Here is a 14,325-nt window from a genome sequence, read left to right as displayed (position 1 = left end):
GGGTATAAAGAATGGCAGTATTAACAACTGAAAATAAAAATACGATGGTTCATGTTTCTACTTCAATTGAGGAGGCTACTGAATCAGTGGCAACAAATAGAATTGTCTATGATACAAAGGATTTAAATCTATGGTACGGGAATGATCATGCGTTAAAAAATATTAATCTTTCTGTCTATGAGAATGAAGTAACGGCTATTATCGGACCGTCTGGATGTGGGAAATCAACTTATATTAAAACGTTGAACAGGATGGTTGAATTAATTCCAGTCGTAAAGATTTCTGGGGAAATTTTGTATCGCGAAAAAAATATTCTTGATAGCAACTATAAAGTAGAAGATTTAAGAACAAAGGTAGGGATGGTTTTCCAAAAGCCAAACCCATTTCCTAAGACTATTTTTGAAAATGTTGCTTATGGTCCTAAAATTCATGGAATCAGGGATAAAAAGCTCCTAAATGAGATTGTTGAGAAAAGTTTAAGGGGAGCTGCTATCTGGGACGAAGTGAAGGATCGTTTAAATGAAAATGCGTACGGACTTTCAGGCGGACAACAACAACGTCTATGTATTGCTCGTGCATTAGCAATTGAACCTGATGTTATTTTAATGGATGAACCAACATCTGCACTAGATCCCATTTCTACATTAAAAGTCGAAGAGCTTGTTCAAGAATTGAAAAAAGACTTTAGTATTATTATTGTCACACATAATATGCAGCAAGCTGCGAGAATTTCAGACAAAACGGCCTTCTTTCTCAGTGGTGAAGTTGTTGAGTTTAATCAAACAAACAAAATCTTTTCAAATCCTTCAGATAAGCGTACCGAAGATTACATTACGGGGCGATTCGGATAATAGGCAAATAAAGTTACCTAAGAAATAATGGAGATCCGGTATTATAAAGTGGAAGGAGAAAGTATCGATGGTTGTAAGAGAAAGATTTGAAGAGGAACTATCAGAACTTCAAAATAAATTGATTGAGTTAGGAGGCCTTTCTGCAGAGGCGCTGACGAAAGCGTTAGTAGCTCTAGAGGCTCTAGATGTTGACTTAGCTTTAGAAATTATTGAAGATGATAAAAAGGCAAATATGTTGGAAGAAGAAATTGATGATTTTGCGATTATGCTAATTGCAAAACAGTCGCCGGTTGCAATCGATTTACGGCGAATTATTGTAGGAATTAAAATTGCTAATGATGTGGAACGAATAGCAGATTATGCAGTTAATATTGCCAAATCAGCGATTCGCATTGGAAATCAACCGCTCGTTAAGCCAATTGAACATATTAAGGAAATGCATAAGCTTACGTTAGAAATGCTGTCTTTATCAATTGAAGCCTACGGAGAAGAGGATTTAACAAAGGCTAAGAGAGTGGCTGAATTAGATGACCAAGTCGATGCATTATACGGACAGACGATTAGAGATTTACTTCAATTAAATCAAACAAAACCTGATTTTATAGCCCAAATCACTCAGTTATCATTTGTTTGCCGTTATCTTGAACGTGCTGCTGATCATACAACAAATATTGCTGAACATGTGTTTTACCTTGTAAAGGGCAAACGGTATGATTTAAATAATTAAAAACCTACTAGCATTTCCACATGAAAAGTGCTATTATAGAAAAGTCGTATGAACGAAACAGGTTATGTTTGGAGGGAAATTACATGCGTGTAAATATTACGTTAGCGTGCACAGAGTGCGGAGACCGTAACTATATTTCTAAAAAAAATAAGCGTAATAATCCAGATCGTTTAGAGCTAAAAAAATATTGCTCTAGAGAAAAGCGTGCAACAGTGCATCGCGAAACAAAATAAGCAGTATCGGGAACTATCCCGGCTGCTTTTTTTTATACTAAAAAAATAGTAAAGGGGAGGAGAATTTAACTTATGGAACGGAAGAATCAGTTTCGAAAGACCATGAAGAATAGGCTGGATTCCTTAACTTCCTCTCTTTATGAAGATCTTTCGAACGAAATAACGAGGCAGCTATTCAAAGATAAAAGTTGGCAAAATGCGAAAACAATTGGGATAACCATTTCACGAAAACCTGAAGTCGATACGTATAAAATTATTCAGATGGCATGGGATCAGGGAAAAAGAGTTGCCGTCCCAAAATGTATTCCAAGTTCACGAGCAATGGAATTTCGGTTAATTACAACATTTTCACAGCTTGAAATTGTGTATTCACAATTATATGAACCGAAAGTATCAGAAACGGTTGAAATTGACGGAAGCGATCTAGATCTCCTTATTGTACCTGGATTAGCTTTTACAAAGGAGGGCTTCAGGATTGGCTTTGGAGGGGGATACTATGATCGCTATTTAACGCATTTTCAAGGAGAGACTTTGAGTTTAGCGTTCAGCATGCAGTTGGTGGCAGAGCTTCCAATTGAAATTCATGATGTGCCTGTTTCAAAAATTATTACTGAAGAAGGGGTATTTATAAGTGGAGATTAATATATTCTTTCTTTTTTTATTAATCGCCATTACGTCTGTAATTGCCTGGCGATTTCGATTATTAAGTCTCTCAGGTGCAGCTGCTGCAATGATTACGGGCTCTTGTATTGCCATCGGATTTGGAATGGAAGGGCTCGTTCTCATAGGTGTGTTTTTTCTAAGTTCAAGCATATTATCTAAGGTTAAAAGAAGGAAAAAAAGATTTTTGGATGATATACATGAAAAGGGCTCGACTCGTGATTGGGCTCAAGTAGCTGCAAACGGAGGAGTAGCTGCATTAATCGGTATTTTAGCTGTTTTTTATGATTCGGTAATTGTTACGATTGCATTTGCAATTTCACTTGCAGCATCAAACTCTGATACATGGGCATCAGAAATTGGGTCTTTAAGCAAACAACGTCCTTATTCGGTAAAAACTTTTACAAAAGTGGATGTAGGTACTTCTGGAGCAATAAGTCTTCTTGGAACAATAGCTGGATTTTTCGGTGCGCTGCTTATTGCTGTTACGGCTATGATTCTTTTTCAGTTGGAAGTTGTAGCTTTATTATTTATTTTGTTATTTGGCTTTTTTGGAATGGTCGTTGATACGCTTATCGGTGCGTATTTTCAGGCAGAGTATAAGTGCCCTCATTGTGGAAATACGATTGAAAGTCCAACCCATTGTGGCAGGGAAGTAGTTTTAGTTAAAGGAATCAATTGGCTGAGAAATGATTTCGTTAACTTCATTTCATGTATAACCGCTGTCTTGTTTGGAATCATTTTATATAAATGAAAATTATTTTAATGAAAACAAAAGGTTCGGGGGAACTTATTTTTAGATGATTGTTAAACAGGAGGATATATCAATGAAAAGAAATCGTGTAAATCGAGTGGTACTTATCGGAACAGGAGCGGTCGGCTCTAGCTATGCGTTCGCAATGTTAAATCAAGGCGTGGCTGAGGAACTTGTTTTAATTGATTTAAACAAGGAAAAGTCTGAGGGCGATGCGATGGATTTAAACCATGGAATGCCATTTGCTCCAGCACCGACGAAAATATGGTTTGGGGACTATAGTGATTGTCAATATGCGGATATCGTTGTCATATGTGCCGGGGCCAACCAAAAGCCAGGTGAAACAAGATTGGACTTGGTTGAAAAAAATACTGCTATCTTCAAGGGAATCGTCGGTGAGGTAATGAACAATGGTTTTGATGGGATTTTTATCGTTGCCACTAACCCGGTTGATATTCTTACATACGCTGTTTGGAAGTTTTCAGGTTTACCGAAAGAACGAGTGATTGGTTCAGGGACGATTCTTGATACTGCTCGTTTTCGATTTTTGTTAGGAGATTATTTTAATATTGATACAAGAAATGTTCATGCGTATATTATTGGTGAGCATGGGGACACAGAATTACCGGTTTGGAGCCATGCAGACATTGGCGGAAAGCCGATTAAAAAAATCATCGACGAACGGGAAGAATATACAAAGGAAGATCTTGAAGAAATCTTTGTTAATGTTCGAGATGCAGCCTACCATATAATTGAAAGAAAGGGAGCAACTTATTATGGAATCGCCATGGGTCTTGTTCGACTTACAAAGGCGATATTACAAAATGAAAATTCGATCTTAACTGTTTCTGCTTATCTTAATGGCGAATATAACCATGATGATATTTATATTGGCGTTCCAGCAATTGTCAATAGAGATGGGATTAGAGAGGTATTGGAGTTTTCATTAGATGAGGTCGAGAAGGAAAAATTTGCCCATTCGGTTAAAGTATTAAAAGGCATAAAAGAAACTATATTTGATTGAAATGTGAAAACCGTTCATAAACTGGACGGTTTTTTCTAATTTTAAGGATAAAAGTTCTCTTCCTGCAACAACATATGAATGGAGGGATGAAAATGGTAAAAAGAGCGTTATCAATTGTCATATTAGCTTTTACTGGTTATTATATTTATCAAAATCGATATCGAGTGATGAATCGTATATTAGGGAATGCAATCCTGAGGAGGTTTGCGGTTCGTTCCTTAATGGGCATCCCTGGTGTTCGTGATCGAATGATGAAAACGATTTTCACAGGCCCTTCCGATGTAAAAGACCTTTAATAGGGTCTTTTTTTTATGGATGATGTCATTGTTCCATGTGGGGTCGGTTTTTCTTAGTACGTTTAATAGAATAAATACGGGTACTTATTTATAATGATTATATGAATAGAAGGAAGAGGGGGATTTGAGTTTGAAGGAGGAGTATTTATTTTGGAGGACGGCCTATTTTTTAATCGTAAAGCGAGAATATAGAATAATCCAGCTCTCAAAAGACCAGCGAGAGCTATGGTTAGAAAACATGGAAAATAAAGAAGCACAAATTGTTCGTCTTTTTTTTCATCAGCTTGATTGGACCAATTGGTTATTACGTGATATTGAGGTTGTTGCAAAGAATGTTGAACAAATCCGACGTGAGAATATAAAAGGAAATTTAAGTGTACTTAATTTGTATTTCTCTGCGTATCCCCCAGTTGACGACTATGAACAGTGGGTTGCTGACCCTTATATAGAACCTCTTAAAGAAAAAATTAAAGTTACAAGTAAAATTATCGAAAGTGTAAACAGTGGAGAATCTCTACGAAGGATAGAAAATTTATTCGGGGAGAGGTTTGAAGTTGACGAAGAATGGCCACATGAAAATAAGACGGATGAATATAGAAGGAAGGCATTAATAACAGCAAATGAGAGAGAAAAAGCAGAAAAGCAAATTTTTCATGCAGCAAAACCATTTTTTAGTTATATTTTCCTGACGGTACAAGTCATCATCTTTTTCTTAATGGAAATGAAAGGGAGTAGTACAGATACCACTACTTTAATTGAATTTGGGGCGAAATTTAATCCGCTAATTTTAGAAGGGGAATGGTGGAGATTTTTTACTCCGATTTTTATTCATATCGGCTTCCTTCATTTGCTCATGAACTCTTTAGCTTTGTATTATTTAGGACCATTGGTTGAACGAATTTTTGGAAATCACCGTTTTCTTTTCATATACTTGCTTGCTGGTTTTGGTGGTTCTTTAGCAAGTTTTATTTTTAGTGTGAATTTGTCTGCTGGCGCCAGTGGTGCTATTTTTGGTCTTTTTGGTGCATTGCTTTACTTTGGGGTTGTTTTTCCACAACTGTTTTTTCGTTCGATGGGAATGAACATCCTTATTGTCCTTGCTATTAATTTAGTGTTTGGTTTTACTGTACCTGGAATTGACAACGCAGGCCATATTGGAGGCTTGATAGCAGGATTTGCTGCTGCAGGGATTGTCCACTTCCCTAAAAGGAAACGAGTGATTCGTCAAGGCTCCTACCTTGTAGCAACTGCGGTGATTATCATCGGATTAATCCAATTTGGCTTTAATCATAGTGAAGCAGTCGTTAATGAACAATCGATCTTAATCTTAGCTCAAAAATACATACAAGATGAAGAATATGATGATGCTTATCGCGTTCTGACTCATTATAAAAACAATGAATCACCCGAAATTCTATTTATGCTTTCATTTACAGAAATAAAAAGGGACCAACTTGACCGTGCAAAAACGAATCTTTATCATGTCATTCAACTTAAACCTGACTTTCATGAAGCATACTATAATCTCGCATTGGTTTATCTTGAACAAGAGGACTTTGTAAAGGCAAATGAATATGCTAAAAAAGCATTGCAACTAGAGCCGGGAAATCAAGCATATAATGAATTGCTCGACAATATTACTGCTTACTTAGAAAGAATTGGATTATAAGTTTTAACGCCTCATCTTTTGGTTCAGAATTTAATTAACTTTCTTGTCATTTATTGTTGCACGCCCCAAACCATTATTCATAGAAATAAACCTTTTGATAATGGAAGTTTCGCTTTATTTCATGAAGTATGATTTTTTGGAAGTGTGGCAATGATGGGGAAGGATAAGGAAAAAAATGGTTAGTTAAAGATGAACAAGATTTTCGAGGTGGATTATGGATACAATAAAACATCCTGTGCAAGCTGATTTAAAGCATAATATTGCTTATTTAAAAGAGTCATTAGGGGTTGAAAAAAGTTTTGACGTGATTCAGCTCGATTTGGAATATGCCGAAAAAGAAATGGCGATGTTTTTGATTGATGGGTTTGCAAAAGATGATATTTTACATTTGTTAATGAAGTTTTTAGCGAAGTTAGAGCCAGCCGCTCTTGAGCCGGATACTTTAAAAAAACTTGTCCGTACGTACATTCCATATGTTGAAGTCGAGATGACAGACGATTTAGATGACGTTACAGAAAAGGTTCTTTCTGGACCGACTGCATTACTAGTTGAAGGGTTAACATCAGCCATCATAATTGATGCTCGTGAATATCCAGTGAGAGGACCTGAAGAGCCTGATACGGAGAGGGTCGTTAGGGGATCACGTGATGGGTTTGTAGAAACGCTTGTTTTTAATGCTACGTTAACAAGAAGACGAGTTAGGGACCGGACGTTACGAATGGAATATATGCAAGTAGGCCGTAGGTCAAAAACAGATGTGGTCGTTTGTTATATTGAAGATATTGCGAATCAAAGCATGGTTACGAAAATAAAAGATTCAATTGCGAAAATAGATACAGATGGACTACCGATGGGTGAGAAGACGATCGAAGAGTTTATTATGGGGAAACATTGGAATCCATATCCTAATGTCAGGTATACTGAACGCCCAGATACGGCGGCTGTTCATTTATATGAAGGTCATGTAATTATAATGGTCGATGGATCGCCGAGCGTCTTAATCACACCAACAACTTTTTGGCATCATATGCAGCATGCCGAGGAGTATCGTAATAAACCGTTAGTTGGTGCCTATTTGCGATTAGTACGGTATATTTTAGTCTGGGCATCGATTTTTTTACTGCCGATTTGGTACTTACTTGCTGCGAATCCAGAGTTGTTGCCAGAGCAGTTTTCGTATATCGGGATTAATGACCCCGGAAAGATTCCGTTGTTTCTCCAATTTTTAATAATTGAGATTGGTTTAGATGGACTCAGAATGGCAGCTATTCATACACCGACAGCATTAGCGACCGCTCTTGGTCTTGTAGCTGCATTAATGATCGGGCAAGTGGCTGTTGAAGTCGGGCTACTGACAAATGAAGTCATTTTGTATTTTTCAATTGCTGCTATCGGTACGTTTGCAACACCGAGTTATGAAATGAGCTTGGCGAATCGTTTAGCAAGGCTGTTCCTACTTATTGCGACAGCTATGTTTGGTTTATATGGATTAGTCATCGGAATCGTGCTCTTTATTTTGTTCCTTGCGAGAATGAATTCATTTGGAATTCCTTATTTATGGCCGTTTCTTCCGTTTAATTATAGAGCCTTTCGTGACGTTTTGTTTCGCGCGCCTATCCCATTAAAAAACCGACGTCCAAAAGTATTACATACAAAGGATCCTGATCGTTAAACATAAAGCGGTGCTTGTTAACATATTAGGTATCGATTATACTTTTTAATGTAAATATGTTCACAGTGAGAGGGAATACATTGAAAACAATATACGATATCCAACAACTATTAAAAAGCTACGGAACAATCATTTATCTCGGAAATCGACTTGACGACTTGGAAATGATGGAAATGGAAATAAGAGATTTATATCATACGCAATTATTAGATGAGTCAGAATTTAGAACTGCGATTTTATTGTTACGCCGTGAAATCAGACTTGAAAAGGAAAAGAGAGAGAGATAAGGGGAAAAGGAAATGACAGAAAAGGTGATGATTGGTGTTGATATAGGTGGCACGACAACGAAAATTGCCTATATTGATATTAAAGGGAAAATCGTTGAAAAGTGGGAGATTCCGACAGATCTATCCTCAAGCGGGAAGAATATCGTTCCAAACATTACGAAAGAGATTAAATGTAAACTTGATGATCTAGAGAAAAATAAAGAAAAGATTTTAGGAATTGGTGTTGGTGCACCTGGACCAGTAAATACGATAGATGGTACAGTACTAGAAGCAATTAACCTTGGCTGGAAGGGAAAGTATCGGTTGAAGGATGAATTGGAGCTAGGAACTTCCATACCGGTTATTGTAGACAATGATGCCAATTGTGCTGCGTTAGGAGAGATGTGGCAGGGAGCCGGAAAAGGTGGAAAGGACCTTGTTTGCGTCACACTCGGAACAGGAGTTGGTGGTGGTGTCATAGCCAATGGGGATATTGTGCAAGGAATGAATGGCGCAGCAGGTGAGATTGGGCATATTAGCTCCATGCTCGAAGGAGGAGCAGCATGCAATTGTGGAAAAAGGGGCTGTTTAGAAACGCTTGCCTCTGCAACAGGAATTGTACGACTTGCCCATGAACAACTGAAAAACACTGAGAAACAGTCAGGAAAGCTTTATAGTCGATATGTCGCCAACGGTCAAGTGAATGCTAAAGATGTCTTTGATACAGCTAGAGAAGGAGATCATGTTTCGATTAAAATTATTGAAACGGTCACCTATTATCTTGGTGTTGCCCTAGCGAACGTCGCTAATATTTTAAACCCTGAAAAGATTATTATTGGTGGTGGTGTTTCTAAAGCAGGTGAGACACTTCTTAAACCGTTATCGAAGGAATTCATTAACCATTGTTTTTCGCGAGGTGCAAATTCTACGAAGCTTGCTCTTGCGGCCTTAGGAAATGATGCGGGTGTGATTGGTGCTGCTTGGCTAGTGAAAAATAAATTAAATAGGTTCGATTCCTAATTGGATAAAAGGAGGAAGTTATTATTACTTCCTTTTTTCTTTGGCCACATCTAATTACAATGTTTTTTTAAAAAATTTGAAACATTTTCCTTTCATTTACGTAATTTTATACAGTAGGAAGGTGGGGAGGAAGTGAAAGGCTGGTTAAATTGTTACATAGGTAATAGTAAAAACTTTGTTATATTCATATTATTAATAGCGATTATTATTCTTTCGGGTTGTATAAAAGAAAAGACCTCTCACCCTCAACCAAGCTTAAATCATGACTTTCAGTACGATAAAGAAACTCCAGGTGCAAAAGAAATATTTCCAATTACGAATATGCAAGGGGTATTTTCAGAGGTATCTGGATGGATTGATAACGAAAGGATTTTATACGTAATGAATCGTAGTGAAGGTTCTTTTATACATATGTATCATTTATCAACAGGTGAAAGTGAGTTATTATACGAAAGTGAGTATCCCATCGTTAACACAATGATTAGCCCAACAAAGGACCAAGTATTAATTCATTCATCCCCTTCAAGTTATGTAGGAGAAATTAAGATTATTTCAATAGATGGGGTGCTTTTGTATGAAACGCGAGTCGATTCATTTGAATTGGAATTTTCGTGGAATCAAGAAAATGAAAATGAAATCCTTGTAACGGCCTTTTATGAGGATTGGACTTTTTCTAGCTTCATTCTTAATAGTAAGGAGCAGAATATCATTGAAATTGAGTTATCCCAGCCATTTATTCTTTGGCCAGTGGAGGATGACATTTTATATCTTAATTGGGATACGTCCGATCTAACTCTTCACGCAGCGCTTGTGAAGGAATCAATTACTTACGGTGAAAAGCAAGAAATTGTTTCCTCAGCTCACTTTATTGACTCTTCAAGAGATTTTATTATCGCTGTCCAAACGAACATACGTGAGCCCGAGAATGCTATGTATACAATTTTTAATAAAGAATTTGAACAAGTTTCCTTGTTTAAAGTGAATCAATTGTCGCAGTTCTCAGGTTGGCTCGTTCCTTATTTCGACTTAATTGATAGCAAACAAATAATTCTCCAATTTCGACCACAGTCAAGTGGTGACGCTGATTTATATATGAATGGATTTAGGTTAATAGAGTTTTCTCTGATGGATGGGCAAGAAGAGGTGGTTTTTTCTGATCTAGAGAATGCACCAATTTCTTGTTCACCTAATGGTGGATTGTGTCTGTATGGATACCAGTTTGAAAAACTAATTGATGTAAAACAAAAGAATATTATTGATCTAATTGAAAACAAGTGAGAAGGGAAATAGGAATATATTCGTGCATATATAAAAAGGACCGTATTTACGGTCCTTTTTAAGTGAATTAATGAGCTATTGGATATCCGGAGTAAATAATGGTCATGATTGTAAACCAGCCAAAGACTAGAAGAGTTCCTCCACCAAAAATAATCCCAAGTATGTTTTTGTTTTTTAGTGCACTGAATGTACCATACAATGATAGCAATGTTACTAATGCAAAAATAATAACTAAACCCATGGAAATCCCCCCTTTTAAATATATGATTAAGCATTACTTTGTGAAGTAGTCCAATAAGCAAATCCTTATGTAGACGCTATCTTATATTCGATACTATTTTATAGGTTTTTTTTCCATTTGTCGAGGTCTAAAAAATTGGTCTCACATTTATAGGCACTTGCAATCCCTTTTATTAACGGCTCTAGTTGATTATCAATGAAGAATATTTCTTGGGAATCTGTACAGAGACTGTAGATTAAATGTTCATTTATTTGTAGTTTGGCCATTTTACTTTGGTTAAGATCATCTCCAAATAGAGTGAAAGCGGAAATACAATCTTTGTATAGATATGTCCATTTCTCTCCGTTAAATCCGTAATCAAAAAAACATTCTCCTTCTGTCCCTTTATTTGCCATTAGGAGTGGATGAACTTCTTCAAATAAGTTTGCTTCTATTAATAGGTTTTTTGCTTCATTTGCAACCGTGCTATTCTTATAAATATACATAGATTCATGGTTTTCAAAAACCTCTAAAGAGGAAGTTAGCATTTGATGAAATTCTGGAATACTAGAAGCAAGGGAGTTTGCTTCAACACCGTATACGGTATACATTAGGATGCCCCTCCTTATCAAAAAACTTAATTCTTTACAATGAATAGTGTAAAATAGGAAGAGTATAAAAATCAACTAAATAATTGGAGGTGTTTTTGGATTATGAAATGGTATCCATTGCCACTAGGGCCTTTGCAAACAAACTGTTATATCATCTCAGATCAAAATAATCATTGCCTTATTGTCGATCCTGGTGAAGAGCCTGAGAAAATAAAAAAATACATAGATGGAAAAAAGTTAAAGCCAATTGCGATTTTATTAACCCATGCTCATTTTGATCATATTGGTGCGGTCGATGCGATTAGAGATGGGTTTTCTATTCCTGTATATATTCATAAAAAGGAAAAGGACTGGCTTCGGGACCCTGCTTTAAACGGTTCTAATTCATTTTTACCAGGTCAAACAATCTCTGTGAGACCAGCTGACTATTTAATTCAGAATGAGCAGGAAATGACGCTCGAAGCGTTCACTATTCAGGTATTTGAAACGCCTGGTCATTCACCTGGGAGTGTGTCCTTTTACTTTGCAGAAGGTGGGTTTGTTGCTTCGGGTGATGCTTTATTTCAATTTAGTATTGGCAGAACGGATTTGCGTGGTGGAAACCATGCAGAGCTGTTAAAAAGTATACATGAAAAGCTTCTTATCCTTCCAGAAGATACGATTGTTTTGCCTGGGCATGGACCGGCAACGACAATTGGCCAGGAAATGGATGCAAATCCCTTTTTAAATGGTTATTAAAGAGAAAAGACCCTTCGAAAATGAAGGGTTTTTCTTAAGTTGTAATTGGGCTCTTTTTACGATGTAACACCATAAACACCACGTCAATAGTAAAAAGGTTGGAGAAATAATGCTAACATACATAGAAGATTTTATTAAAAGGAAACCCAAAAAAAGAATAAGTTATGCGGAGTATATGGATTTGGTGCTGTACGATCCTGAATATGGTTATTATATGAAGAATGACATGAAAATAGGTCGAGAAGGGGACTTTATTACAACAAGCAATTTCTCTGATATTTATGGGAAATTGGTTGCTAAATGGTATGCTGGATTCCGTCATAAATTCAATTTGCCAGCAGCTATATGTGAAATTGGTGGTGGGAATGGCCGTTTTGCTAAAGCTTTTTTAGATGGGTGGAGTCAATATTCTTCATCGCCAATTTCATATACACTAATCGAAACAAGCGCTTATCACCGAAAATTACAATCAGAAGAGCTAAACGGGTTTAAAGATGTAGTTCAGTATAAAGAACTTGGCGAACTTGGTGCTTTTCATGGCCTAATATTTTCGAATGAATTATTTGATGCCCTTCCTGTCCATGTAATTGAAAAACGAGATGGAGAGTTGTTTGAGGTGATGATCACGTATTGTGAGGGTGGCCTGTCAGAAGTTTTAATCCCATTAGAGAGGGAAGATATAAAAGCGTTTGTTCATGTACATAGACTTACTCTTAGTAACGGGCAGAGAATAGAAATTCCACTTGAGATGGAGAATGTAATAAAAACCATCAGTCAATCGTTAGTGAAGGGAATCGTCATTACTGTTGATTATGGTTATACGAAAAATGAGTGGAAGGCACCAGCCAGGAAGGATGGAAGTTTAAGAGGATATTATTCACATCAGATGTATCGGGATATTCTGCAATTTCCAGGGAGAATGGATATTACTAGTCATGTTCACTTTGATGCACTCATTGAACAGGGAGAAAAATATGGGTTGGGCTTTATCGAAAAACATAGACAAGATGAATTTTTTCTGAAACTAGGAATTCTTGATGAATTACAAGAAAACGATGATTCTAATCCTTTTTCAGAAAAAAGCAAACAGAACCGAGCGATCCGAAACTTAATTATCCCGGGTGGAATAAGCAGTGCTTTTCATGTCATCATCCAAGAAAAAGCGATAGATGCTTGTGACCAAGCTTTTTGGTGAAACAAAAAAACGATGGAGCAATCCATCGTTTTTAGGTGAAGATTGTGTTTTAGTGGCCAACTCCAGGTACCATTAAAAACGTAGTGTAATAAGTAAAGCCGGCAAAGAAAACAGTTAAATATGCTCCGAAGATATAAATATACATGCGTTCGGATAATTTTAAGTAACTTAAAAGTAAGAAGAATCCTGTTTGTCCAAAGAATAACAAGGACGCTGTATACATATCCCCTACAAAAAACATAATTGCAAAAATTCCTGTCCAGAACCCTAAAACTCTGTACATTCGATCCAAATTTACCCCTCCTTTTTCCCTTGCTGTCCCATACATTCCAATTATATGAAAATAGGAGGGAAAAGTAAATAAGCTTTGTTTAGTGTGCTACTAAAGCTTGGTATGTGCAGGAGTCACAACCAGCGATCATATTCTCTTTCTCAATTAGCTTAATGTCATCGAATAAGGATTCAAACATGCCCTTTAGAAATTCGACATGCATTGAACAAACCGTTTCAGTATGCTCCTCAGCTAGTTCTTTAAACGGGCAGTTGTATATTTGGAAATAAATAATCGTTTGATCATTATTTACTTCAAATTCTGGGTAAAATCCCGCAATCGTCGCGGCATTTCGCATAATCGTTAACTTCTGGTCAAAATTTAATTCATCTTTGTATTGATGCGGGCTCGACATTTCCTGATCAATTAATTCAGCACCGAGCTTTTTCCCTGTAACATATAATGCCTTTTTCCCTTCCTCACCTAAAGACATCATTGTCATCATGGAGATTTTTGCAAGCAGTTTATAGTCCCTAAAAGGAAAGTTAAGCTCTACGACATCATCAGATAAACGATATAACCTACTTGGGCGTCCACCTTTTCCTGTTTTCTTAGTTTCAGATACAAGCATGTTTACATCTTCAAGCTTTGATAAATGTAGTCTGGCAACATTAGGATGGATATCAAAATTATCGGCTATTTCTTGAACCGTCACATCTTTGTGTTGTTTCGTAATGTATTGATAAATATAATACCGCGTAGGGTCAGATAGTACACCCGTTATTTTTAATGTTTGTTCCACAACACTTCACCTCTGGCTTCTGTAATTTTCCTTTATTA

The 14,325-nt window shown here is 36.7% G+C and carries 18 protein-coding genes; 14 read left to right on the top strand and 4 right to left on the bottom strand.

Translation table 11 applies throughout. The features are described 5' to 3' along the window. Positions 1-44: 44 nt before the first annotated feature. The 12 genes from pstB (at position 45) to GNT69_RS08275 (ending at position 10,450) form a co-directional block, all read left to right on the top strand. Positions 45-851: a phosphate ABC transporter ATP-binding protein PstB gene (pstB, locus tag GNT69_RS08330; protein ID WP_481747619.1), complete on the top strand. Its 807-nt coding sequence runs from the start codon at positions 45-47 to the stop codon at positions 849-851. Positions 852-918: 67 nt separating this feature from the next. After that, positions 919-1,578 carry a phosphate signaling complex protein PhoU gene (phoU, locus tag GNT69_RS08325; protein ID WP_203554489.1) on the top strand — a complete coding sequence of 220 codons (660 nt, stop codon included), beginning with the start codon at positions 919-921 and terminating at the stop codon, positions 1,576-1,578. 83 nt (positions 1,579-1,661) lie between these two features. After that, positions 1,662-1,811 carry a 50S ribosomal protein L33 gene (gene rpmG / locus GNT69_RS08320; protein ID WP_203554488.1) on the top strand — a complete coding sequence of 50 codons (150 nt, stop codon included), beginning with the start codon at positions 1,662-1,664 and terminating at the stop codon, positions 1,809-1,811. A 72-nt stretch (positions 1,812-1,883) separates the two neighbouring features. Further along, positions 1,884-2,453, top strand: coding sequence for a 5-formyltetrahydrofolate cyclo-ligase (locus GNT69_RS08315; RefSeq protein WP_203554487.1), 570 nt, complete (start codon positions 1,884-1,886; stop codon positions 2,451-2,453). Next, complete coding sequence (locus GNT69_RS08310; protein ID WP_203554486.1) at positions 2,443-3,225, top strand: DUF92 domain-containing protein; 783 nt, start codon at positions 2,443-2,445, stop codon at positions 3,223-3,225. Before GNT69_RS08315 ends, GNT69_RS08310 begins: the two co-directional genes overlap by 11 nt. 73 nt (positions 3,226-3,298) lie before the next feature. Further along, positions 3,299-4,249 (top strand): L-lactate dehydrogenase, encoded by a 951-nt coding sequence (locus GNT69_RS08305; RefSeq protein ID WP_203554485.1) that lies wholly within the window; start codon positions 3,299-3,301, stop codon positions 4,247-4,249. Between the two features lie 92 nt (positions 4,250-4,341). After that, positions 4,342-4,545, top strand: a complete 204-nt coding sequence (locus GNT69_RS08300) for a hypothetical protein (RefSeq protein ID WP_203554484.1) — start codon at positions 4,342-4,344, stop codon at positions 4,543-4,545. 130 nt (positions 4,546-4,675) lie between these two features. Then, on the top strand, positions 4,676-6,214 hold the full coding sequence (locus GNT69_RS08295; protein WP_239094100.1) for a rhomboid family protein: 1,539 nt from the start codon (positions 4,676-4,678) through the stop codon (positions 6,212-6,214). A 214-nt stretch (positions 6,215-6,428) separates the two neighbouring features. Then, entirely contained in the window at positions 6,429-7,886 is a 1,458-nt protein-coding gene (locus tag GNT69_RS08290; protein WP_203554482.1) for a spore germination protein, read from the top strand. Positions 7,887-7,966: 80 nt separating this feature from the next. Then, a complete protein-coding gene (locus GNT69_RS08285; protein WP_203554481.1) occupies positions 7,967-8,173 on the top strand; it encodes a YqgQ family protein in 207 nt (68 codons plus the stop codon). Positions 8,174-8,185: 12 nt separating this feature from the next. Beyond that, positions 8,186-9,172 carry an ROK family glucokinase gene (locus GNT69_RS08280; protein ID WP_203554480.1) on the top strand — a complete coding sequence of 329 codons (987 nt, stop codon included), beginning with the start codon at positions 8,186-8,188 and terminating at the stop codon, positions 9,170-9,172. A gap of 132 nt (positions 9,173-9,304) precedes the next feature. Beyond that, the gene (locus GNT69_RS08275; protein WP_203554479.1) at positions 9,305-10,450 is read left to right on the top strand and encodes a YqgU-like beta propeller domain-containing protein; all 1,146 of its coding nucleotides are present in this window, start codon (positions 9,305-9,307) and stop codon (positions 10,448-10,450) included. 67 nt (positions 10,451-10,517) lie between these two features. Here GNT69_RS08275 and GNT69_RS08270 read toward each other — a convergent pair whose 3' ends face one another. Further along, positions 10,518-10,691, bottom strand: coding sequence for a DUF2759 domain-containing protein (locus GNT69_RS08270; protein WP_203554478.1), 174 nt, complete (start codon positions 10,689-10,691; stop codon positions 10,518-10,520). A 98-nt stretch (positions 10,692-10,789) separates the two neighbouring features. After that, positions 10,790-11,281 (bottom strand): hypothetical protein, encoded by a 492-nt coding sequence (locus GNT69_RS08265; RefSeq protein WP_203554477.1) that lies wholly within the window; start codon positions 11,279-11,281, stop codon positions 10,790-10,792. A gap of 102 nt (positions 11,282-11,383) precedes the next feature. Here GNT69_RS08265 and GNT69_RS08260 point away from each other — a divergent pair, with 102 nt between their 5' ends. Both GNT69_RS08260 and GNT69_RS08255 read left to right on the top strand, forming a co-directional pair. Further along, positions 11,384-12,019 carry an MBL fold metallo-hydrolase gene (locus tag GNT69_RS08260; RefSeq protein WP_203554476.1) on the top strand — a complete coding sequence of 212 codons (636 nt, stop codon included), beginning with the start codon at positions 11,384-11,386 and terminating at the stop codon, positions 12,017-12,019. A gap of 109 nt (positions 12,020-12,128) precedes the next feature. After that, complete coding sequence (locus GNT69_RS08255) at positions 12,129-13,214, top strand: class I SAM-dependent methyltransferase (RefSeq protein ID WP_203554475.1); 1,086 nt, start codon at positions 12,129-12,131, stop codon at positions 13,212-13,214. A 49-nt stretch (positions 13,215-13,263) separates the two neighbouring features. Here the strand turns inward: GNT69_RS08255 and GNT69_RS08250 are convergent, their stop codons facing one another. Both GNT69_RS08250 and GNT69_RS08245 read right to left on the bottom strand, forming a co-directional pair. Further along, positions 13,264-13,506 (bottom strand): DUF2626 domain-containing protein, encoded by a 243-nt coding sequence (locus GNT69_RS08250; protein ID WP_203554474.1) that lies wholly within the window; start codon positions 13,504-13,506, stop codon positions 13,264-13,266. A gap of 79 nt (positions 13,507-13,585) precedes the next feature. Then, positions 13,586-14,287 carry a helix-turn-helix domain-containing protein gene (locus tag GNT69_RS08245; protein ID WP_203554473.1) on the bottom strand — a complete coding sequence of 234 codons (702 nt, stop codon included), beginning with the start codon at positions 14,285-14,287 and terminating at the stop codon, positions 13,586-13,588. Positions 14,288-14,325: the final 38 nt, after the last annotated feature.

Origin of the sequence: Bacillus sp. B15-48 (assembly GCF_016879755.1) — a bacterium.
Lineage (GTDB): Bacteria > Bacillota > Bacilli > Bacillales > Cytobacillaceae > Mesobacillus_B.
Note: the sequence above shows the minus strand (reverse complement) of the source record. Positions and strands in the feature narration are given on the sequence as shown.

Excerpts from the sequence above, each read along its gene's own strand:
- pstB (WP_481747619.1), top strand. The coding sequence starts at position 45 with ATGGTTCATGTTTCTACTTCAATTGAGGAGGCTACTGAATCAGTGGCA.
- phoU (WP_203554489.1), top strand. The coding sequence starts at position 919 with ATGGTTGTAAGAGAAAGATTTGAAGAGGAACTATCAGAACTTCAAAAT.
- rpmG (WP_203554488.1), top strand. The coding sequence starts at position 1,662 with ATGCGTGTAAATATTACGTTAGCGTGCACAGAGTGCGGAGACCGTAAC.
- GNT69_RS08315 (WP_203554487.1), top strand. The coding sequence starts at position 1,884 with ATGGAACGGAAGAATCAGTTTCGAAAGACCATGAAGAATAGGCTGGAT.
- GNT69_RS08305 (WP_203554485.1), top strand. The coding sequence starts at position 3,299 with ATGAAAAGAAATCGTGTAAATCGAGTGGTACTTATCGGAACAGGAGCG.
- GNT69_RS08300 (WP_203554484.1), top strand. The coding sequence starts at position 4,342 with ATGGTAAAAAGAGCGTTATCAATTGTCATATTAGCTTTTACTGGTTAT.
- GNT69_RS08290 (WP_203554482.1), top strand. The coding sequence starts at position 6,429 with ATGGATACAATAAAACATCCTGTGCAAGCTGATTTAAAGCATAATATT.
- GNT69_RS08280 (WP_203554480.1), top strand. The coding sequence starts at position 8,186 with ATGACAGAAAAGGTGATGATTGGTGTTGATATAGGTGGCACGACAACG.
- GNT69_RS08270 (WP_203554478.1), bottom strand. The coding sequence starts at position 10,691 with ATGGGTTTAGTTATTATTTTTGCATTAGTAACATTGCTATCATTGTAT.
- GNT69_RS08265 (WP_203554477.1), bottom strand. The coding sequence starts at position 11,281 with ATGTATACCGTATACGGTGTTGAAGCAAACTCCCTTGCTTCTAGTATT.
- GNT69_RS08260 (WP_203554476.1), top strand. The coding sequence starts at position 11,384 with ATGAAATGGTATCCATTGCCACTAGGGCCTTTGCAAACAAACTGTTAT.
- GNT69_RS08255 (WP_203554475.1), top strand. The coding sequence starts at position 12,129 with ATGCTAACATACATAGAAGATTTTATTAAAAGGAAACCCAAAAAAAGA.